A 20,071-nucleotide genomic window follows, 5' to 3' on the forward strand; every position below is an offset into this window, starting at 1 on the left:
TCTGACACCGATCGCCCCCCGCCACGCACCGACCGACCGCGTGTCCGCGTTCCCGCACACGCATCACGCCCCTCCAGGAGGCGCCCCGTGAGATCGTCCGTCCGCCACGCAGGGTGGGTCATGCCCCTGTGCTGGATCGCCGTCGTGCTCGACGGTTTCGAGATGGTGGTGCTCGGCACCACGCTGCCCACGCTGCTCGACGAGGGCCAGTGGGGGATGACCCCGAACACCGCCGGGATGGCCACCACGGCAGGGCTCGCCGGTATGGCGATCGGGGCGCTGTTCATCGGCACCGTCACCGACGTCATCGGCCGGCGGAAGGTCATGATCTACGCGGTGGCGAGCTTCTCCCTGCTCACCGCCTTGTGCGCCTGGGCGCCCTCGCTGTGGGCCTTCGCGCTCCTGCGGTTCCTGGCGGGGATCGGACTCGGCGGCTGCCTGCCCACCGCGATCGCCCTGTCCACCGAGTACGCCCGCAAGGGCCGCAGCAGCAGCGCCACGACCACGCTGATGACCGGCTACCACGTGGGCGCCATGCTGACCGCCCTGATCGCCCTGTTCATCCTGCCCACGCTGGGCTGGCAGGCCATGTTCATCGCCGGATCCCTGCCCGCGCTGGTCCTCGTGCCGCTGATGATCCGGTACCTGCCCGAGTCGGAGTCCTTCGGGCAGCAGGCCCCGCAGCGTCCGGCCGCCGGCGCGAGCTCCGACGCGGTCCGTTCGCTGTTCCGGGGCGGCCTGGGACGGTCCACCCTCGCGTTCTGGGCGGCCTCCTTCTGCGGCCTGCTGCTGGTCTACGGGCTCAACACCTGGCTGCCCGAGATCATGCGCGCCGCCGGGTACGAACTCGACGCCGCCCTGGGACTGCTGCTGGCCCTCAACACCGGTGCCGTCGTCGGCCTGATCGTGGCCGGCCGCACCGCCGACCGCTTCGGCCCGCGCGCCACCAACCTGGTCTGGTTCGCGGTCGCCTCGGTGCTGCTCGCGGCGCTCAGCATCCGCCTGCCCGGTGTCGGCGCGTACGCGGCCGTGCTCCTGGCCGGGTGCTTCGTCTTCAGCTCGCAGGTGCTCGTCTACGCCTACATCAGCCGGGTCTTCCCGCCCGCCAACCGGGCGACCGCCCTGGGCTGGTCGGCGGGTGTCGGCCGGTTGGGCGCCATGACCGGCCCTGTGCTGGGAGGCGCGCTGATCACCGCCGGGATCGCCTACCCGTGGGGCTTCTACGCCTTCGCGCTGGTCGGGGTGCTCGGCGGCCTGGCGGTCTTCTGCGCCCGCCGCCCCGCCCCGGTCGAACCCGAACACCTGGACGGGGGTACGGGCCCCGGCACCTCGGACGGAGGTACCGATCCCGGAGCCCGTCCCCGGGTCCCGGCGGCGGACGACTGACCCCGGACACACCGAAGGGCGCCCGGCCGCGGCCGGGCGCCCTCGTGGCGCAGCGAGTGCGGAGGCCCGGTCAGGCCTCCTCGGCCAGGACCTCCTGCGCGATCGCGAAGGCCTTGTTCGCCGCCGGGACCCCGCAGTAGATGGCGGCCTGCAGGAAGACCTCGCCGATCTCGTCGGCGCTCAGGCCGTTGCGGCGGGCGGCGCGCACGTGCATGCCCAGCTCGTTCCAGTGGCCGTGCGCGGTCAGCGCGGTGAGCACCATGCAGCTGCGGGTGCGGCGGTCCAGGCCGGGCCGGGTCCAGATCTCACCCCAGGCGTACCGGGTGATGAGGTCCTGGAAGGGTTCGCTGAACGGCGTCTTTCGCTCCTCGGCGCGGTCCACGTGGGTGTCGCCGAGCACCGAACGGCGCACCCGCATCCCCGCGGCGTGCCGGTCCCCGGCGGTGAAGTGCTCGACGAGGAGCGTGTTGACCCGCTCGGCCTGCTCCCACGACAGCAGGTGCGCCGCCTGGTCCAGCACGGCCAGGCGCGCACCGGGGATCTGCTCGGCGATGGTCGAACCGTGCCCCTCCGGCGGGGTGGCCGGGTCGTCGGCCCCGGCGATGACCAGGGTCGGGGCCTCGACGCGCGGCAGTTCGGCGACGATGTCCCACTCGGCGATCGCCTCGGCCACCGACGCGTACCCCTCGGGGGCGGTGGCGGCGACCCGGTCGCGCCGGTCCTGCACCTGGTCGGGGTGTTCCTGCACGAAACCGGGGGTGAACCAGCGGTCCACGACCCCGTCGGCGACCGCGGAGGTGCCCTCGGACCGCACCAGCTTCGCCCGGTCCAGCCAGTTCTGTGCCGGTGCCATGCGCGGGGAGGTCGCCAGCAGCGCGAGCCGGTCGATGCGCTCGGGGGCGTGCACCGCCAACCACTGGCCGATCATGCCGCCCAGCGACAGCCCGGCGTAGTGGGCGCGGCGTACCCCGAGGTCGTCCATCAGGCGCAGGACGTCCCCGGCCAGCTCGGCGATGGAGTACGGGCCGTCCGGAACGGGGGAGTCCCCGTGCCCGCGGGTGTCGAAGCAGATCACCCGGAAGTGGGCCGAGAGCGCCTCGACCTGCGGCTGCCACATGTCGGAGGCCGCACCGAGGGAGGGCCCGAGCAGCAGCGCCGGGGCGTCCTCCGGGCCGCTGACGGTGTGGTGGAGTTCAACGCTCATGGGTTCCTTCTTCGCTGGTCGTGCTGCCGTTGCTCCCCGCCTCGCCTGCGCCGGTGACACGGTCGGTGAAGAGGCCGGCCGCCCCCAGGTAACCGGAGGGGTCGAGCAGGGCGCGGATCCGGTCGGGGCTCCGGACCCCGTCGAGGCGCTCGGCGAGCACCCCGACCAGGTCGCGTCCGGTCTCGACGGCCTCCGCGCAGGCGGCCGAGACGAGGTGGTGGGCCTCCAACCTCCCCAGTTCGGGGGCCAGGTCGGTGGTGACCCGTTCGCTGAGCGCGGTCCCGCCGGTGGCGTCCAGTCCGGTGCGCATCCGGTCGGGGTGCACCCGCATGCGCTCGGCGCTGGTGTGCATCCAGGCCGCCGCGCTGCCGGTGCGCCGCCACAGGTCGGTCAGCGGCAGCCACTCGGAGTGCCAGGACCCGGCCGCCCGCTGGTGTTCCTGGATCTGCGCGGCCAGCAGGGTCGACACCAGGCCGGGGGCCTGGCGGGCGCAGGCCAGGGCGCTGACGGCGGCGACCGGGTTGCGTTTGTGCGGGAGGGTCGAGGAACCCCCGACCCCGGGGCCGCCGTCCTCGGTGACCTCGCCGATCTCGGTCTGGGACAGCAGGACCACGTCCTGTGCGGCGGTCCCCACGGCGCCGGCCACACGCCCGAGGGCGCCGGCGAGGTCGGCGATGCGGCCGCGTTCGGTGTGCCAGGGCAGAGCCGGTTCGGCCAGGCCCAGCCGGCGGGCGAGCGCGGCGGCCACGCGGGGCCCGTCCGTGCCCAAGGAGGCCAGGGTCCCGACCGCCCCGCCGAGCTGCACGGCCGCGCTCTCGTCGAGCGCCCGCCACAGCCCGTCGCCGGCCGTGGAGAGCCCGTGGGCCCACCCCGCCGCGACCGCCCCGAAGGTCGTGGGCAGCGCCTGCTGCAGCAGGGTGCGCCCGGCCATGGGGGTGTCCCGGTGCTCGGCGGCCAAGGAGAGCAGGATCTCCGTCGCGCTGTCCAGGTCGGCCAGGAGCGCGTCCCCGGCCCGGCGCGAGAGGAGCATCGCGGCGGTGTCCATGACGTCCTGGCTGGTCGCGCCCTGATGCACGTGGCGGGCGGCCTCGGCGTCCACGGCCCGCACCCGTCCGGTCAACTCCTTGACCAGCGGGATCACCGGGTTGCCCCCGCCCGCGGCCGCCTGTCCCAACGCCCCGGTGTCGTACAGGTCCGGGTCGCACGCGCCCGCCACCGCCTCGGCCTGCGCGGGCGTCATCAGGCCGGTGTCGGCCAGGGCCCGCGCCAGCGCCGCCTCGGTGTCGAGCAGCGCCCGCAGCCAGGCGGTGTCGTCGGTGCACGGACCGACGGGGCCCCGCGTGAGGACCCCGTCGAACAGGCCGGTCATGTGGCTCCCTCGGTGGACGGACGGGCGCGGTCGGCGGCAGCGCCCGGGCGGGCGGTCAGATGTCGAAGAAGACCGTCTCTCCCTCGCCCTGCAGCCGGATGTCGAAACGGTAGCCGTCGGGGGCCGTGCCCGCCACGAGGGTGGCCCGCGCCTCCGGGTCCTCCACGCTGGCGAGCACAGGGTCCGCGGCGTTGGCGGCCTCCTCCTCCGGGAAGTACAGGCGCGTGACGACCCGGTGCAGCATCCCGCGCGCGAAGACCGACACGTCGATGTGGGGCGCCTGGTCCCCGTCCGGTCCCGGTACCGCGCCCGGCTTCAGGGTGAGGATGCCGTAGGAGCCCTCGCCGTCGGTGGGGCAGCGGCCGAACGCCCGGAACCCCGGGTACGAACGTGCGCCGCGCGGGTCGTCGGGGTGATCGAAACGGCCGTCCGGGTCGGCCTGCCAGGTCTCGACGAGCGCGTCGGCGACCAGCTCGCCGGCCCCGTCGCGCACGGTCCCGCGGATCCACACCGCACCCGGTGTGCCCTCGTCGACCGCGAACGGACCGTCCGGCCAGGGCAGACCGATGTGCAGGTACGGGCCGACCGTCTGGGACGGGGTGGTGGGGTAGGTGCTCACTCGTCGTCCTCCGCGATCTCTTCCTCGGACTCGAACGGGGTCTGCCCGCGGCCCCGCAGCACGATGTCCCAGCGGTAGGCCAGCGCCCACTCGGGTTCGGTGCTGCCGTAGTCGAACCGGGCGACCATACGCTCCCGGGCCTCCTCGGGCACCGAGTTCCACATCGGGTCCTGGAAGAACAGCGGGTCGTCGGGGAAGTACATCTGCGTGACGAGCCGCTGGGTGAAGGCCTGCCCGAACAGGGAGAAGTGGATGTGCGCGGGGCGCCACGCGTTCTGGTGGTTCTTCCAGGGGTAGGCGCCCGGCCGCACCGTCACGAACCGGTAGAACCCCTCGGCGTCGGTCATGGCGCGCCCGACCCCGGTGAAGTAGGGGTCCAGCGGGGCCGGCCAGTTGTCGCCGGTGTGGCGGTAGCGCCCGGCCGCGTTGGCCTGCCAGACCTCCACCAGGGTGTGCGGGACCGGCCTGCCGTCGCTGTCGCGCACCTGCCCGTGCACGGTGATCCGCTGGCCCTGGGGTTCGCCGCCCTCGTGCTGGCGGGTCAGGTCGTGGTCGAGCTCGCCGACCCGCTCGTGGCCCAGCACCGGGGAGGTGACCTCGGTCAGCGTGTGCGGCAGCAGGGTGAGCGGCCGCTTCGGGTGGCGCAGCGCCGTGCTGTTGTACCCGGGGTAGTCCAGCGGGGGATGGGTGTCGTGGTCGCGGACGTACTGGGGCACGTACAGCCCCGACCCCGTCCTCGCCTCGGGGGTGGTGGGCATCGTGTGGTCCTTTCGGTTCGTGCGCGGGCTCGTGCGGGGCTCAGGCCTCGAGGACGACGGCCAGCCCCTGGCCGACCCCGATACAGAGCGTGGCCAGGCCCCACCCGCCGCCGCGCCGGCGCAGCTCGTGGGCGAGGGAGCCGAGGATACGGGCCCCGGACGCACCCAGCGGGTGCCCCAGGGCGATGGCGCCGCCGTTGGGGTTGACGGCGGCCGGGTCCAGACCGTCCCACGAACGCAGGCAGGCCAGGGACTGGGCGGCGAAGGCCTCGTTGAGCTCGACCACCGACAGGTCGCCCCAGCCGATCCCCGCCCGCTGGAGGGCGATCTCGGCGGCACGCACCGGACCGACACCGAACACGTCCGGGTCCACACCGGCCGCGCCCCGGCCCGCGATGCGTGCGAGGGGTTCCAGCCCGGTGCGGTCGGCGGCGGCGCTGTCGCCCAGCAGCAGGGCGGCGGCGCCGTCGTTGAGGGGTGAGGCGTTGCCCGCGGTGACGGTGCCCTCGGCCCGGAACACGGTCTTGAGCCCGCCGAGCTTGTCCAGGGACGTCTCCCGCACACACTCGTCGCGGTCCAGGTGCGCGCCGGGCACCTGGACGATCTCGCCGTCGAAGACCCCCTTCTCCCACGCCTCGGCGGCCCTCTCGTGGCTGGCCAGGGCGAAGGCGTCCTGCTCGTCGCGGGCGATCCCGAACTTGTCGGCCAGGCGCTCGGTCGCCTCGCCCAGCGACACCGTCCACTGGTCGGGCATGCACGGGTTGACCATGCGCCAGCCCAGCGTCGTGGAGTGCAGGGTCGCGTCGCCGGCCGGGAACCCCTTGGGCGGCTTGGGCACGACCCAGGGGGCGCGGCTCATCGACTCCACACCCCCGGCCAGGACCAGGGAGGCGTCGCCGGTCTGGATCGCGCGGCTGCCCTGGACCGCCGCCTCGAGGCCGGACCCGCACAGCCGGTTGACCGTCGACCCCGGGACCGAGGTGGGCAGCCCCGCGAGGATCGACGCCATCCGGGCGACGTTGCGGTTCTCCTCGCCGGCGCCGTTGGCGTTGCCGAACAGCACCTCGTCGACGGGCGGTTCGCCTTCGCTGCCGCCCGGGCCGACGGGGGACCCGGAACGCTCCAGGCCGGGGGCGCGGTCGACGAGGGCGCCGACGACGTGCGCGGCGAGGTCGTCGGGGCGGACGCCGGACAGCGCTCCGCCGAACTTGCCGAAGGGGGTGCGGACGGCGTCGAGGACGTAGGTGTCGCTCACCGGGGGCCTCCTGGTCGTGGTGGGGTCGTGGCCGGGCACGGTCGGTGTGTTCCGGCCGATGCGGGCCGGTCGGGCGGCGGGGCCGGTGTCAGCGGGCCCCGGTGAGAGAGCGAAGCACGGACAGCTCGCCGTCGGTGGGGGCGGGGGTGCGCACGAGGTCGTCGGCGATCCTCAGGTCCCAGCCGGTGGCCTCCACGACCTGGTCGACCTCCACACCCGGGTGCACGCCGGTCAGCACCAGTTCGCTGGTCTCCGGGTCGGGTTCGAGCACGCCGAGGTCGGTGATGACCCGGGTCGGCCCGGCCCCGCGCAGGCCCAGGCGTTCGCGGTCGCCCTTGCCGCGCCCGTGCCCGACCGAGGTCACGAAGTCCACCCGGTCGACGAAGGCGCGGCTGCTGTGGCGCATGATCACGATGACCTCGCGGCAGGACGCGGCGATCTCGGGCGCGCCGCCGGCACCGGGCAGGCGCACCTTGGGGTCGTCGTAGTCGCCGATCACCGTGGTGTTGATGTTGGCGTAGCGGTCGAGCTGGGCGGCGCCGAGGAAACCGACGTCGATGCGCCCGGCCTGCAGCCAGTAGTTGAAGACCTCCGGGACCGAGACCACGGTGTCGGCGGTGTCGGTGAGGATGCCGTCGCCGATGGACAGCGGCAGGTGGTCGGGGACCGTGCCGAGCGTTCCGGACTCGTAGATCATCCACAGCCCGGGCGCGTGGGTGCGCCGGGCGACGTTCGCGGCGGTGCTGGGCAGACCGATGCCGACGAAGCAGGACATCCCGTCCTCGAGCGAGCGCGCCGCGGTGACGGTCATGATTTCGTCGGAGGTCCAGGTCACGGTGGTCACGAGGTGCTCCCTGCCGGGTCGGGGGTGGTCGCGCCCGACCGCTCGGGGCGGGCTCCGGGGGTACTTCCGGTGAGGTCGTCGAGCCAGGAGGTGAAGGCCTCGCGGTCGCGGCCGATCTTGTCCCACGCCTTGTAGGCGGAGTTGTCGCGCTCGTAGTACCCGTGTGCGTAGGAGGGGGCCGCTCCGCCGGGGACCACGCTGACTGCGTCGACGACCCGGCCGGGCAGCAGGACCTGGCCGGGCACGGGCTCGAGGGTGTCGACGACTTCCTCGACCGTGACCAGGACGCGCTCGGCGGCCAGGGCGGCCTCCTTCTGGATCCCGGTGATGCCCCACAGCTGCACGTTGCCGTCGTGGTCGGCGCGCTGGGCGTGGATGACCGTGACGTCGGGGTTGACCGCGGGGACGGCGGCCACCTCCTGCCCGGTGAAGGGGCAGGTCACGGTGCTGATGTTGGGGTTGTTGCCCACGAGGTCGGTGCCGCTGTAGCCGCGCAGGATCGCGAAGGGCAGGCCGGAAGCGCCCGCGACGTAGCGGTTGGCCATGCCGGCGTGGCTGTGCTCCTCGACCTCCAGGGGGACCGGCCAGCCGTGGGTGACCGCGTCGCGGAACCGGTGCAGCGAGCCCACGCCGGGGTTGCCGCCCCAGGAGAAGACGAGCTTGCGCGCGCACCCGGCGCCGATGAGCTGGTCGTAGACGATGTCGGGGGTCATCCGTACCAGGGTGAGGTCGCGCAGGCCCTGGCGGATGATCTCGTGCCCCGCGGCGACGGGGATGAGGTGGGTGAACCCTTCGAGGGCGACGGTGTCCCCGTCGCGGATGAGGGTGCGGACCGCCTCGTCCAGGGGCAGGACCATGAGGCCTCCGTTCGCATTGTGAATACTTGTTCTTATGACGAACAACCTGTCCCCGAGATTAGCCATCCGCGAAAGACCGGTCAAGGCCCTCGTGTCCGGTCCCCTGCGTGCCACGAGGGCCGGGAGCCCGGCGCGCGGGTTACCCTCCCCGCGACCCAGCACCCACAGAGACGGATGTGACCCCGTGTCCTCCGAACGTGTATCGCCCCGGACCCGCAGCACTCCCCGCACCGCCGGCCGATTCCTCCTGAGCGCCTTCCCGCGAGTCATGGGTGCGGTCACCGTCGGCTACGCCGTGGTCGTGCTCGCACGGCCGGAGACCATGACCGCCGCCATCGGGCTGTCCGAGGGCGCGCCCGACCCCGACCTCGCACTGCTCACCCGCACCATGCTCGTGCGCGACCTCGCCTGCGGCGCGGCCATGATGCTCGTCCCCGCGGGGTGGCCGCTGCTCACCGCCATCGGGATCCGTGTCGCCTCCGACGCCGGGGACGCCGCCATCATGGGCACGGGCCTGCCCACCGGCGACGACCGCACCGCCGCGCTGCTCGTCGCAGGAGGGTTCGGTGTGCTCTGCGCGCTCAGCGCCCTGGGTGCCCGTGCGCCCGAGCTGACGGGAACCCGGTCTTGACTCCGAAGGGAGAACAGGCCCGCCCTCGGGGTGGAATCTGGGGGCTTCGCAACACCTGATGGCCCTTGTGGGCGGCGGTAGGTCGGGCAGGTGGTCGGCTGGGATTTTCCCACCGAGCGTTGTGCGTGGTCGGCCGAGGGTGCTGCGTGGCCGCTGGACCCAGCCCCGGTACTCCGGCCAGGTCACGTCCGAAAGGGCCAGGTCTGCGCGCACCCGTGCGCGTACCGGACGGGAGGTCTCCGTTGAGGGTGGTGGAGGGGGCGGTCGGGCCACGGGTGGGCGAGGGGCTTGCAACGCACCCGGGCCCGGAATTCTTCCCGTGCAGGTGAGGCGGAAATCGGCCCTTGACCTCAACAAAGCTTCAGGTCGGAGTCTGTGTGTCAGACCGAGAACACGCACACCAGGAGGCCGACATGACATCCACAGAAACCGTCCGCACCGGCAGCCAGGCCCCCGAGCGCACCCGCACCGCCCTGAACTGGTGGCGGGCGGCGCTCTTCGGGGCCGTCGCCGCGACCGTGCTGAACCTGCTCGTCTGGGGTACGGCTCAGGTCTCGGGCGCCTCGCTCGTCCTGGTGGAGGCCGGGGAACCGGACTACGTGGTCCAGGCCGGCTCCGTGGCCTCCTCGTCGATCGTGCCCATGGTGCTCGGCATCGTCCTGGCCTCGGTGATCGCACGCTGGTGGCCGGGCGTCATACGGCTCGCCCAGGTGCTGGGAGCCCTGCTGGCCGTGGGCACGCTCTGGAGCGTGTTCACCTACGGGGCCGACGCGGTGACGATCACCTCGCTCACCCTGATGCACCTGATCTCCGGCGCCGTGGTCGTGCTCGCCCTGGAAGGCCTGCGCCGACACGTGCTCGCCCGGCGCCGGGAGTCCTGAACAGGGCGCCGCACGGCCGACAGCACAGAAGAGAGCGCCCGGAACCGGGGTCCTCCCGGGGCCGGGCGCCTCTCGTGCGCGCGCACGCGGGTGAACGGGGCACCGCGCGGTGCGCTCTCAAGCGGGCGCGGGCCTGAGCAGCTTCCGCCGCGTGCGTGTGAAGAGTTTCGGGTTGTTCATGGCGAAGACCCCGGTGGTCGTGCCCCCGCGCCGGTAGGCGGCCACGAAGGAGCGGCTCTCCTCCGAGCCCTCGACCACCTCGACCTCGTCGGCGTCCTCGGTGAGCCCGGCGACCTGCAGGCGGCACCCGTACTGGTCCGACCACACGTACCGGGACGGCCGGTACTCGGCCACGGTCGCGCCCGCGAGCAGGTTGCGCACCGCGGTGCCCGGCTGTTCCGAGGCGTTGGTCCAGTGCTCGTGGCGCACCAGCTGCCCGGTGGCCGAGCGGTAGCGGGCCACGTCCCCCACGGCGACCACGTTCGGGGCCGAGGCCACCAGGCCGGCGTCGCACACCAGGCCGTCGTCCACCTCGAGCCCGGAGCCGGCCAGCCAGTCCGCGTTCGGGCTCATGCCCACCCCCAGCACGACCACACCGGCCGGAACCCGGGTGCCGTCGGCCAGGACCAGCCCCGTGACCCGCCGCCCCGAACCGTGCGGTGTGCTGGTGAACTCCTGCACCCCGGCGCCGCACCGGAGCGTGACCCCGTGCTCGGCGTGCAAGCTCGTGCACATCCCCGCCATGCGCGGCCCCAGCGCGCGCACCAGGGGTTCCTGTGCCGCCTCGACCACGGTGACCTCCAGGCCGAGCGCCCGGCAGGTGGAGGCGACCTCGGTGCCGATCCAGCCGGCGCCGACCACGGCGACCGGGCCCGGGTTCTCGGCGAGGTCGGCGCGCAGGGAGAGCGTGTCCTCGATCGTGCGCACCGTGTGCACGCCGTCGAGCCCCTCGGCTCCGGGCACGGTCCTGGCCCGGCCGCCGGTGGCCACGATCACGCCGTCCGTGGCGATCTCGGTGCCGTCCGACAGCGTGACCGTTCCGGCGGAGGCGTCCAGGCCCGTGGCGCGCACGCCCAGGCGCCACTGGGCGTCCAGGTCGTCGAAGTCGGACCGGTCGCCCAGGGCGAGGGAGGCGGTGTCGGCGGTCCCGGCGAGGAACTGCTTGGAGAGCGGGGGCCGGTCGTAGGGCAGGTGGGGTTCGTCGCCGACCACCACGAGACGGCCGTCGAAACCCTGGGCCCGCAGGTGTTCGGCCGAACGCATACCGGCGAGGGAGGCGCCGACCACGGTGACCGTCCTCATGCGACCGCCTCCTGCTCGACGAGCTGCACGTAGATGTGGCCGCCGTCGACGACGACCGGGTGGGTGCGGACGGGCTTCTTCGCGGGCAGGCAGCTCGGCATGCCCGTGCGGAGGTCGAACAGGGCTTCGTGCAGGGGGCACTCGACGAAGCAGTCCTCCAACCAGCCCTCGGAGAGCGAGGCGTCCTGGTGGGAGCAGGTGTCGTCGATCGCGTACAGGCGGCCGTCGGCGTTGAACACCGCGATCGGCACGTCGGCGTCGATGCGGACCGACTCGCCCATGGGCAGGTCCTCCACGGTGCATGCGGCAAGCAGCATCGGAACCCTCCGTTGCGTAATGAGGAACGCTCTGTGTAATGCGCAACATCATCGTGCGGCTCCGCTCGAGAGTGCGTCAAGGGGTCGGCGCAGAATTGCTGATGTCCGTTCTGCGTGCTTACTGTTTCTCTATGGGAAACTCCGAGCGCAAAGATTCGATGATCGTGCAGTCGGTCGACCGCGCGGTCGCTGTCCTCGAATTCCTCCTGCGTCAGGGGGAGGCCGGCATCACCGAGATCGCCGCCGAGCTGGGCGTGCACAAGTCCACGGCATCGCGGCTGGTCTACACGCTCCAGTCGAAGGGGCTCGTCGAACAGGACGGCGAGCGCGGCCGGTTCACCATCGGCTTCGCCATGCTGCGTTTCGCCGGGGCCGTGACCAGGCAGATCGACGTCGGTCGCCTGGGTGCTCCGCTGTGCGAGGACCTCGCGCAGCGCCTGGGCGAGACCGTCAACATCGCGGTCCTGGACGGCATGAGCGCCGTCAACGTCAGTCAGGCGCGGGGGTCGTCGGCGATCGCGGCCCAGAACTGGACCGGCCAGCGCACCGCCCTGCACGCGACCTCCAGCGGCAAGGTCCTGCTGGCGTCGATGACCGAGGACGAGCGGGAGGAGTTCCTCCGCGGCGAGCTGCCCTCCTACACCGCGCGCACCATCACCGACCCCGACGAGCTGCGGCCCGTGTTGCAGGCGGTGGCCGACGACGGGTACTCCACCAGCTTCGAGGAGCTCGAGCCCGGTCTGCACGCGTGTGCGGTCCCGGTGCGCGGCCCGGGTGAGTCCGTCGTCGCGGCCATCAGTGTGTCCGGACCCTCCTACCGGCTCTCCAACCGGCGCGTGCGGCAGCTGTCCCGGGAGCTGGACTCGGCCGCCCGGGAATTCTCCGGAAGACTCGGCCACGTGGAACGCTGACCCGAATTACCATTTTTCCTGTTCAGAGGGTGGGGTCCGAGTTTCGGTCCCCACCCTTTTTCTGTTGTGTCCAGGGTGCGAAAAGCGGGCCTCCCGATCTTTTTCCGCGGGGGTTGACAGCGCCTTCTCGTGTACTTCACATTGGTCCCTACGTCGTTGCGCATCCCGCATCGTGTTGCATATTCAGCAACACCGGAGGCACAGGAGGGCCGTCATGGCCACGCAGCCCCATGTCGTCGTCATCGGCGCGGGAACCGTTGGTTGCGCCCTCGCGGACGAGCTGAGTCTTCGCGGGTGGACCAGGGTCACCGTGCTCGAACAGGGACCGTTGCCCACGGTCGGCTCCGCCCCCGAACACCCCCTCGCCCCCGCCTTCCTCTTCCGGGTCGGCCCCTGCAAGACCCTGTCGGCGAGCGCCGTCCGCACCGCCGAGACCTACGCGGGCCTCGCCGCGGACGGACGGCCCCTGTTCCGGAACCTGGGAGGGCTGGAACTGGCGACCACCCCGACACGGTGGGACGGCCTCAAACACCAGCACGGGTGGGCCGCTTCCTGGGGGATCGAGGCGTCGCTGCTCACCCCCGGACAGTGCGCCGGACTCCACCCGGAGCTCGGCACGGCCCCGCTCCTGGGCGGCCTGTACACCCCCGGCGACGGCGTCGTCGACCTGCACGGGGCGGCCCGCGCCCAGGCCGAACGGGCGGCCGAGCGCGGGGTGCGGTTCCTGCCGTTCCACCGGGTCACCGGCATCGAACGCCGGGCCGACCGCGTCCGCGCCGTCACCACCGAACACGGCAGTTTCCGCGCCGACGCCGTGGTCTCCTGCGCGGGCGCCTCGGGCCCGCGCATCGCCGCGACCGTGGGCCTTCCGCTGCCCGTCACCGACCTGCCACACCGGGTCCTGCACACCGGAACGGGGACCGAGGAGGGCGAGGAGGAGGGCTTCGACGCGCGCGGGCCGGTCCTGCGGCACGGGGACACCGCCCTCAGCACCGGCCGCCGCCCCGGCTCGCCCCACCTGCGCGCCCACGGCTACCGGGCCGAGCCCGACGGGGACCCGGGGGACGGGCTCCCCGACTGGGGTCCCGTCGCCGACCTGGTGCCCGGGCTCGCCGGGAGGACGGACGCACACACCGTTCCCGGGGAGGCCCTGGCCACCGCCGACGGCCACCCCCTGCTCGGCGAACACCCCGCCCTCGGCGGTTTCTGGGTCGTCCAGGCGGTGGGCCCCTCGCACGCCGCCGGGGTGGCCGCGTCGGTGGCCGAATGGATCGTCGACGGCAGGCCCCGGGACGACCTGCACTGCTGTGAACTCGACCGGTTCGACGAGGTCCAGCGCTCGCCCGTCTACGTGTACCGGCACAGCCGCCGGGCCCGCGCCTCCCTCGACACCGGGGCGCGTGTCCCGCGCCCCGCCGACGCCGACCGCCCCCTGCGCACCTCGCCCTTCCACGAACGTCAGCTGGAACTGGGGGCCCGCTCCGTGGAGTCGGCCGGCTGGGAGTGCCCGCAGTGGTACGACGCCAACGCCGCCCTGCCCGAGGTCGAGAGGGTCGTCGAACGCCACGGGTGGCCCGACCGCGACCGCTCGCCCGTCGTGGGCGCCGAGGCGCTGGTGGCCCGCGCACGTGCGGCCCTGTTCGACCTGACACCGCGCACCCGCGTGGAGATCAGCGGCCCCGAGGCGCTGAGCTTCCTGCAGACGATGACCACCAACGAGGTCGACCACGAACCGGGCGCGGTCGTGCATACCCTCATGCTCGACGACGACGGCAGGGTCCGCGGCGAGCTGACCGTCGTGCGCCGGGACGAAGCACGCTTCCTCGTCGGGGCGGACGGCACCACCGGGGTCGACTGGCTGCGCCGGCACCTGCCCCGCAACGGCAGCGTGCACCTGCGCGACCTCACACCGGGCACCTGTTGCCTCGGACTGTGGGGCCCGCGGGCGCACGCCCTCATGCAGGAGCTCTCCGCGGACGGCCTGTCCGACCACACCCCCGGGCGGCCCCTGGCCCTGCGCCTGCACCTGGGGGCCGCGCCGGTCATCGCCCTGCACACCTCCGGCATCGGTGAACCCGCATGGGAGCTGCGCACCAGCGCCGACCTCGGCCGGCTCCTCTGGGACACCCTGTGGGAGGCCGGCCGCGACCACGGCCTCATCGCGGCCGGGCGCGCGGCCTTCGACAGCCTGCGCCTGGAGGAGGGCCACCGCTCCTGGGGCAGGGACGTGACCACCGAACACGACCCCTACGAGGCCGGCCTGGGCCACGCCGTGCGCATGGGCAAGGGGTACTTCCGCGGAAGGGAGGCCCTCGAGGAGCGCGCCGGGACCCCCGCGGTCCGGCAGCTCACCCGCCTGACGATCGACGACCCCCGCGCGCGGGTCGGAGGGGCCGACCCCGTCCACGCCGAGGGCGCCGTGGTCGGACACGTGACCCGCGCCGACGTCGGATACACGGTCGGCACCGGTATCGCGCACGCCTGGTTGCCCGCGTCCCTGGCCGACCCCGGGCAGGGCGTGGAGATCACACACCTGGGGGAGCGCGTGAAGGCCACCGTGGCCGCCGACCCCCGGCCCCTGGGCGTCCGCCCCCGTCCCTGAGCCCGCAGCAGGATCCTGTCCCCGGCCCGCCCGCCCCCGACCCGCCCGCACTCCGTCCCCACCGCCCCCTGCCCGCATGTCCCCGGCCCCTGCCCCGGCCGGCACACACCGAGTTCCGGAGTTCCCGAACACCGCGCAAGGAGCCCCCCGTTGACCGAAGGCACGTCCGTGCACACCCAGGCCGCCGACGAGGTCCCCGCCGACAGCCTCATCCCGACCCTGCCCGGCACCGACTACACCGACCCCGGCACCTTCCGACTCGAACAGGAGCACATCTTCGAGGCCCAGTGGTTCTGCGCGGTGCGCAGCTCCGACCTGGACAAGCCGGGCGCCTTCCGCACCGTGCAGATCGGCCGGGAGAGCGTGATCGTCACCCGCGCCCGCGACGGGAAACCCCGCGCCTTCCTCAACGTGTGCCGCCACCGCGGCGCCCGGCTGTGCACGGAGGAATCGGGCGCGGTCAAGCGTTCCTTCCAGTGCCCGTACCACGCCTGGACCTACGGGCTCGACGGCAAGCTCATCGCCGCGCCGAACCTCACGTCGATGCCCGACATCGACCGCACCGCCTACGGGTTGCAGCCGCTCAACCTGACCGAATGGCTCGGTTACGTGTGGGTGTGCCTGGCCGACACCCCGCCCTCCTTCGAGGAGACCGTCGTCGCCGACGTCGTCGCACGCCTGGGCAGCACCGAGGCCATCGACAACTACGGCGTCGACGGGCTCACGGTGGGCAAACGCATCACCTACGACGTGAAGGCCAACTGGAAGCTCATCATCGAGAACTTCATGGAGTGCTACCACTGCGCCACGATCCACCCGGAACTGACCGAGGTGCTGCCCGAGTTCGCCGACGGTTACGCCGCCCAGTTCTACGTGGGGCACGGGGCGGCCTTCGGCGAGGACGTCGAGGGCTTCACCGTCGACGGCAGCGAGGGGTTCGGCCGGATCGACGGGGTGAGCGAGGAACAGGACCGCAGCTACTACGCGATCACGGTGCGGCCGCAGGTGTTCGTGAACCTGGTTCCCGACCACGTCATCTTCCACCGCATGTACCCGGTGGCCGTCGACCGCACGATCGTCGAGTGCGACTGGCTGTACACGCAGGAGGTCGTCGACAGCGGCAAGGACCTGTCGCGATCCGTGGAGATCTTCCACCGGGTCAACCAGCAGGACTTCGACGCGTGTGAGCGGTGCCAGCCGGCGATGTCCTCGCGCCAGTACGCCCGGGGCGGGGTCCTGGTCCCCTCCGAACACCACATCGGGGAGTTCCACACCTGGGTCGAGGCGGCCATCGCCCCCGGCCGGACCTGACCGGCCACCCACAGAACTGCACGGCGCGGCCCCTCGGGACCGCGCCGTGCGGGACGTGGGAAGGCCCCGGCGGGGGTGCCGGGGCCCGTGTTCAGTGGCGGATCCACGGCGGGGTCTCGCTCACGCCAGGACCGCGCCCTCCCCGTACTCGGCGGCCGCGTCGGCCGACCAGTCCGCCAGGTGCCGGGCGAAGGACGACCGGACCAGCACCCAGAAGACCGGGGTCGCCCCGTGGCGCCGCAGCAGGGTCGCCTCCGTGCGCGCCAACAGCGTCTGCGCGCACCGGCCCGGGCCGAAGGAGGACGGGTGCAGGTCGAGCGAGCAGCCCTTGTTGAGGAACTCCTCCGAACGCGGCCCGGCGATCTCCACCACCGTGCGCTGCCCGGACACGTCCACGACCGCGCCGTGCTCGCCGTCCAGGGCCTTGTGCAGCGCCTCCTCCACGTCCGGGGCCCGGCCCTGCTCACCCACCACGAGCCACTCGTCCGGCCCCATCCACAGCACCAGGAGGTCACCGGCGACCGCGGACGTGCCGGGGCCCGGAAGGGGTGCGCCCAGGGTGTCGGCGACCCGTGCGGCCGCCGCGCCCTCCGGCGCCACGCGCAGGGTCACCTGGGTCAGGAACGGGATCTCCCCGATGTCCAGGGACCCGGGAACAGAGGTCTCGGCCAGCAGCTCCGTGCGGGAGGCCAGGGGCGACTCACCGGTGATCTCAGCCATCGCGGCGTGCTCCTTCCTTGTCGTAGAAGACGTGGTCGGTGATCGTGGCCGCGACGAGCCGGTCGCCGGCGGTGGCGTGCACCGTGTCGCCGATCCGGTCGCGCCCGGCCTCGACCAGGGCCAGGGCGAACCCGCGTTCCAGCACCGCGCTGCGGTAACTCGAGGTGACGTGGCCCAGCATCGGGACCGGGGGTGCCGGGAGCTCGGGGTGTTCCACCACCTGGGCGCCCTCGGCCAGCACCAGGTCCGGGTCGGCGGGCAGCAGGCCCACCAGCTGCTTGCGGTCGGTTCGTGCGGTGTCGGCACGGGTGAAGGAGCGCTTGCCCAGGAAGTCGTCCTTCTTCTTCGACACCGCCCAGCCCATCCCCAGGTCGTACGGGGTCACGGTGCCGTCGGTGTCCTGGCCGACGATCGGCAGGCCCTTCTCCGCACGCAGGACGTGCATCGTCTCGGTGCCGTAGGGCGTGATCCCCAGGGGTTCGCCCGCCTCGACGAGCGCCTCCCAGACCTCGCGCCCGTGCCACCACGGCACGCTGACCTCGAAGGCGAGCTCGCCGGAGAAGCTGATCCGGAAGACCCTGGCCCCGTGCCCGGCGACCGTGCCGTCCTTCCAGGACATGAACGGGAACCCGTCCTTGTCCAGCTCCATGCCGGGCGCCACCCGCGACAGCACCTCGCGCGAGCGCGGGCCCGCGAGCGCGATGGTCGCCCAGTGCTCGGTCACCGACGTCAGGTGCACCCGCAGGTGCGGCCACTCGGTCTGCAGCCAGTCCTCCAACCACTGCAGGACCCCGGCCGCGCCGCCCGACGTGGTCGTGATCAGGTACCGGTGCTCATCGACGCGCGCGACCGTGCCGTCGTCGAAGACCATCCCGTCGGCGTGGCACATCAGGCCGTAGCGCACGCGCCCGACCTTCAGCGTGCTCATCTTGTTGGTGTAGACGAGGTCGAGGAACTCGGCGGCGTCCGGGCCCTGCACGTCGATCTTGCCCAGCGTCGACACGTCCTGGATGCCCACACCCGAGCGCACCGCGCCGCACTCGCGCAGGACCGCGGCCTCCATGTCCTCGTCCCCGCGCGGGTAGTACCAGGGGCGCTTCCACTGGCCCACGTCCTCGAACGGCGCACCCTGCTCGACGTGCCAGTCGTGGATCGAGGTGACCCGCACCGGGTCGTACAGGTCGCCGCGTTCCCGGCCGGCCAGCGCTGCGAAGGCCACCGGGGTGTACGGCGCCCGGAATGTGGTCGTGCCGATCTCACCCGTACTGCGCCCCAGGAGCTCGGTGATGACGCCGCTCGCGAGGGTCCCCGAGGTCTTGCCCTGGTCGTGCGCGGTGCTCAGGGTCGTGTACCGCTTGATGTGCTCGACCGATTCCATGCCGGCCCCGATCGCCCGCCGGACGTCGGCGACGGTGGCGTCCCGGGCCAGGTCCACGTACTGCGTGTCCCCCGTGGAGTCGGTGGGGGAGGGCACCATCCACACGGTGCGGCCCGACCGGACCGGCACGGACCCGGCCCTGGGGAGATCGGCCGGCTCAGCGGTGAGCCCGCACGCCACGGCGGCCCGGGCCCCCGCGTCCGCCCCGCTGGCCAGGCACGCGTCGGTGGTGGGTTCCCCTGCCGCGGAACCCGCCGAACGCACCGACGGCGGGTACCCGTCGGGCACGAACGCGCCCAGGTCCTCGGAGAAACACAGGCCCCCACGCGCCTGGCTGTGCAGGTGCACCGCGGGGTTCCACCCGCCCGAGACCAGGAGGGTGTCGCAGGCGATGCGCGTGTGCTCCGCGCCGGGTGCCGCCTCGTCCTGCCACCACGGGGCGACCCGGACCTGGTCGATGCGCTCCCGGCCGGAGGTGGTCACGACCGCCGACCCCGGCATCAGCGTGATCCCGCGTTCGGTGCACAGCGACTCCCACGGCGGGGGCACCGACCCGCGGGCGTCCACGACCGCCGCGATCTCCACACCGGCGTCGTGCAGGTCCACGGCGGCCGCGTAGGCGCTGTCGTCGGTGGTGAACACGGCCACCCGCTCGCCCGGCACGACCCCGTAGCGGTGCAGGTAGGTGCGTGCGGCCCCGGCGAGCAGGATCCCGGGCCGGTCGTTGCCGGAGAAGACCAGCGGCCGCTCGTGCGAGCCCGTGGCGTGCACGACCTCGCGGGCGCGGATCCGCCACACGCGCTGGCGGGTGTGCGCGTGCTCGCCCCGGTGCTCGAGTGCGACCAGGTAGTTGTTCTCGTAGTGCCCGAAGACGGTGGTGCCGGGCAGCTGCCGGACCTCGGGGTAACGGTCCAGCTCGGCCACGGCCTGCCGCACCCAGGTGTCGGCGGGCGCGCCGTCCAGCCGCTCCGAGGTCCCGAGCAGCCCGCCGCCGAACTCGGTGTCCGCGTCGGCGACGATCACACGGGCCCCGCTGCGCGCCGCGGTCAGCGCCGCGGTCAGACCGGCGGGACCGGCCCCGACCACGAGCACGTCGCAGTGGGCGTGCATGGAGTCGTACCGCGCGGGGTCCGGGTCGGTGGCCAGGCGCCCCTGGCCGGGCAGCCCGGTGGCCTCCAGGCCGTCGGCCAGCCGGACCGTGGTCGCGGTCTGCATCGGCTCGGGGAAGGGCTTCTCGATCTGTACGAGCGCGTTCGGCTCTTCGACACCCGCGGCCATGATGCCGCGCGGCCGCCCGTGTTTGATGCTGGTGGCGACCTGGTGGACCCCGTTGGCGAGCAGGGCCGAGGCGAGGGTGTCGCCCTCGTACCCCTGGTACTCGCGGCCGTCGAAAGTGAAGCGCAGTGGGCGGTCGCGGTCGATCCGTCCCCCGGTCCGCAGCCTGAACCTGCTCACTGGGTCACCGTCCTCGTGTCGTCGCTGTCGAGAACCCGGTTGGTGACGGTGTCGCGCCGGAGGCCGAACCATCGGCGGCACCCGGCCGCGTGGAGCCAGCGCTCGGCGAACTCGCCCCGGGGGTTGTCGCGGAAGAACAGGAACTCCGCCCAGTCCTGGTCGGAGACGGCCTGCGGGTCCTGCGGGTAGGCCACGCCGGCCTGCCCGCCGTAGTGGAACTCGATCTCGTCACGCGGCCCGCACCACGGGCAGGGGATCAGCATCATGTGGA

At 73.1% G+C, this 20,071-nt stretch carries 18 protein-coding genes; 6 read left to right on the plus strand and 12 right to left on the minus strand.

All coding sequences use genetic code 11. The features are described 5' to 3' along the window. Positions 1-87 precede the first annotated feature (87 nt). Positions 88-1,386 carry an MFS transporter gene (locus IDM40_RS18210; RefSeq protein WP_193123227.1) on the plus strand — a complete coding sequence of 433 codons (1,299 nt, stop codon included), beginning with the start codon at positions 88-90 and terminating at the stop codon, positions 1,384-1,386. Between the two features lie 70 nt (positions 1,387-1,456). Here the strand turns inward: IDM40_RS18210 and pcaDC are convergent, their stop codons facing one another. The 7 genes from pcaDC to IDM40_RS18245 form a co-directional block, all read right to left on the minus strand. Next, the gene (pcaDC, locus tag IDM40_RS18215) at positions 1,457-2,590 is read right to left on the minus strand and encodes a bifunctional 3-oxoadipate enol-lactonase/4-carboxymuconolactone decarboxylase PcaDC (RefSeq protein WP_193123228.1); all 1,134 of its coding nucleotides are present in this window, start codon (positions 2,588-2,590) and stop codon (positions 1,457-1,459) included. Beyond that, entirely contained in the window at positions 2,580-3,959 is a 1,380-nt protein-coding gene (gene pcaB / locus IDM40_RS18220; protein WP_193123229.1) for a 3-carboxy-cis,cis-muconate cycloisomerase, read from the minus strand. The genes pcaDC and pcaB overlap by 11 nt, the downstream gene beginning before the upstream one ends. A gap of 55 nt (positions 3,960-4,014) precedes the next feature. Then, on the minus strand, positions 4,015-4,578 hold the full coding sequence (gene pcaG, locus IDM40_RS18225; RefSeq protein WP_193123230.1) for a protocatechuate 3,4-dioxygenase subunit alpha: 564 nt from the start codon (positions 4,576-4,578) through the stop codon (positions 4,015-4,017). Then, positions 4,575-5,336: a protocatechuate 3,4-dioxygenase subunit beta gene (gene pcaH / locus IDM40_RS18230; protein ID WP_193123231.1), complete on the minus strand. Its 762-nt coding sequence runs from the start codon at positions 5,334-5,336 to the stop codon at positions 4,575-4,577. The genes pcaG and pcaH overlap by 4 nt, the downstream gene beginning before the upstream one ends. 40 nt (positions 5,337-5,376) lie before the next feature. After that, a complete protein-coding gene (locus IDM40_RS18235; RefSeq protein WP_193123232.1) occupies positions 5,377-6,591 on the minus strand; it encodes a thiolase family protein in 1,215 nt (404 codons plus the stop codon). A gap of 88 nt (positions 6,592-6,679) precedes the next feature. Continuing rightward, entirely contained in the window at positions 6,680-7,435 is a 756-nt protein-coding gene (locus IDM40_RS18240) for a CoA-transferase subunit beta (RefSeq protein WP_193123233.1), read from the minus strand. Then, positions 7,432-8,292, minus strand: a complete 861-nt coding sequence (locus IDM40_RS18245) for a CoA transferase subunit A (RefSeq protein WP_193123234.1) — start codon at positions 8,290-8,292, stop codon at positions 7,432-7,434. Before IDM40_RS18245 ends, IDM40_RS18240 begins: the two co-directional genes overlap by 4 nt. A gap of 184 nt (positions 8,293-8,476) precedes the next feature. Between IDM40_RS18245 and IDM40_RS18250 the strand changes: the two genes are divergently transcribed. Together IDM40_RS18250 and IDM40_RS18255 are read left to right on the plus strand one after the other, a co-directional pair. Then, the gene (locus tag IDM40_RS18250; protein WP_193123235.1) at positions 8,477-8,923 is read left to right on the plus strand and encodes a hypothetical protein; all 447 of its coding nucleotides are present in this window, start codon (positions 8,477-8,479) and stop codon (positions 8,921-8,923) included. Between the two features lie 413 nt (positions 8,924-9,336). Further along, positions 9,337-9,804 carry a DUF6069 family protein gene (locus tag IDM40_RS18255; RefSeq protein ID WP_193123236.1) on the plus strand — a complete coding sequence of 156 codons (468 nt, stop codon included), beginning with the start codon at positions 9,337-9,339 and terminating at the stop codon, positions 9,802-9,804. Between the two features lie 117 nt (positions 9,805-9,921). Here IDM40_RS18255 and IDM40_RS18260 read toward each other — a convergent pair whose 3' ends face one another. Together IDM40_RS18260 and IDM40_RS18265 are read right to left on the minus strand one after the other, a co-directional pair. Then, positions 9,922-11,106, minus strand: a complete 1,185-nt coding sequence (locus IDM40_RS18260; protein ID WP_193123237.1) for an NAD(P)/FAD-dependent oxidoreductase — start codon at positions 11,104-11,106, stop codon at positions 9,922-9,924. Next, positions 11,103-11,423 carry a bifunctional 3-phenylpropionate/cinnamic acid dioxygenase ferredoxin subunit gene (locus IDM40_RS18265; protein WP_193123238.1) on the minus strand — a complete coding sequence of 107 codons (321 nt, stop codon included), beginning with the start codon at positions 11,421-11,423 and terminating at the stop codon, positions 11,103-11,105. The genes IDM40_RS18260 and IDM40_RS18265 overlap by 4 nt, the downstream gene beginning before the upstream one ends. 131 nt (positions 11,424-11,554) lie before the next feature. On the opposite strand from IDM40_RS18265, the gene IDM40_RS18270 reads away from it, so the two are divergent. The 3 genes from IDM40_RS18270 to IDM40_RS18280 all read left to right on the plus strand — a co-directional run bounded on the left by IDM40_RS18270 (position 11,555) and on the right by IDM40_RS18280 (position 16,247). Further along, positions 11,555-12,334 (plus strand): IclR family transcriptional regulator, encoded by a 780-nt coding sequence (locus tag IDM40_RS18270; RefSeq protein ID WP_235997717.1) that lies wholly within the window; start codon positions 11,555-11,557, stop codon positions 12,332-12,334. Between the two features lie 214 nt (positions 12,335-12,548). Beyond that, positions 12,549-14,936 (plus strand): FAD-dependent oxidoreductase, encoded by a 2,388-nt coding sequence (locus IDM40_RS18275; protein WP_193123239.1) that lies wholly within the window; start codon positions 12,549-12,551, stop codon positions 14,934-14,936. 150 nt (positions 14,937-15,086) lie between these two features. Next, positions 15,087-16,247 (plus strand): aromatic ring-hydroxylating oxygenase subunit alpha, encoded by a 1,161-nt coding sequence (locus tag IDM40_RS18280; RefSeq protein WP_193123240.1) that lies wholly within the window; start codon positions 15,087-15,089, stop codon positions 16,245-16,247. Positions 16,248-16,367: 120 nt separating this feature from the next. Here IDM40_RS18280 and IDM40_RS18285 read toward each other — a convergent pair whose 3' ends face one another. From IDM40_RS18285 to IDM40_RS18295, 3 genes are read right to left on the minus strand one after another with little or no spacing between them, the layout of a single operon-like run. Continuing rightward, on the minus strand, positions 16,368-16,967 hold the full coding sequence (locus IDM40_RS18285; RefSeq protein WP_193123241.1) for a sarcosine oxidase subunit gamma: 600 nt from the start codon (positions 16,965-16,967) through the stop codon (positions 16,368-16,370). Beyond that, the gene (locus IDM40_RS18290; protein ID WP_328807056.1) at positions 16,960-19,800 is read right to left on the minus strand and encodes a 2Fe-2S iron-sulfur cluster-binding protein; all 2,841 of its coding nucleotides are present in this window, start codon (positions 19,798-19,800) and stop codon (positions 16,960-16,962) included. The genes IDM40_RS18285 and IDM40_RS18290 overlap by 8 nt, the downstream gene beginning before the upstream one ends. Next, entirely contained in the window at positions 19,797-20,066 is a 270-nt protein-coding gene (locus tag IDM40_RS18295) for a sarcosine oxidase subunit delta (RefSeq protein WP_193123243.1), read from the minus strand. Before IDM40_RS18295 ends, IDM40_RS18290 begins: the two co-directional genes overlap by 4 nt. Positions 20,067-20,071: the final 5 nt, after the last annotated feature.

Source organism: Nocardiopsis coralli, from assembly GCF_014892575.1.
Taxonomy (GTDB): Bacteria; Actinomycetota; Actinomycetes; order Streptosporangiales; family Streptosporangiaceae; genus Nocardiopsis; species Nocardiopsis coralli.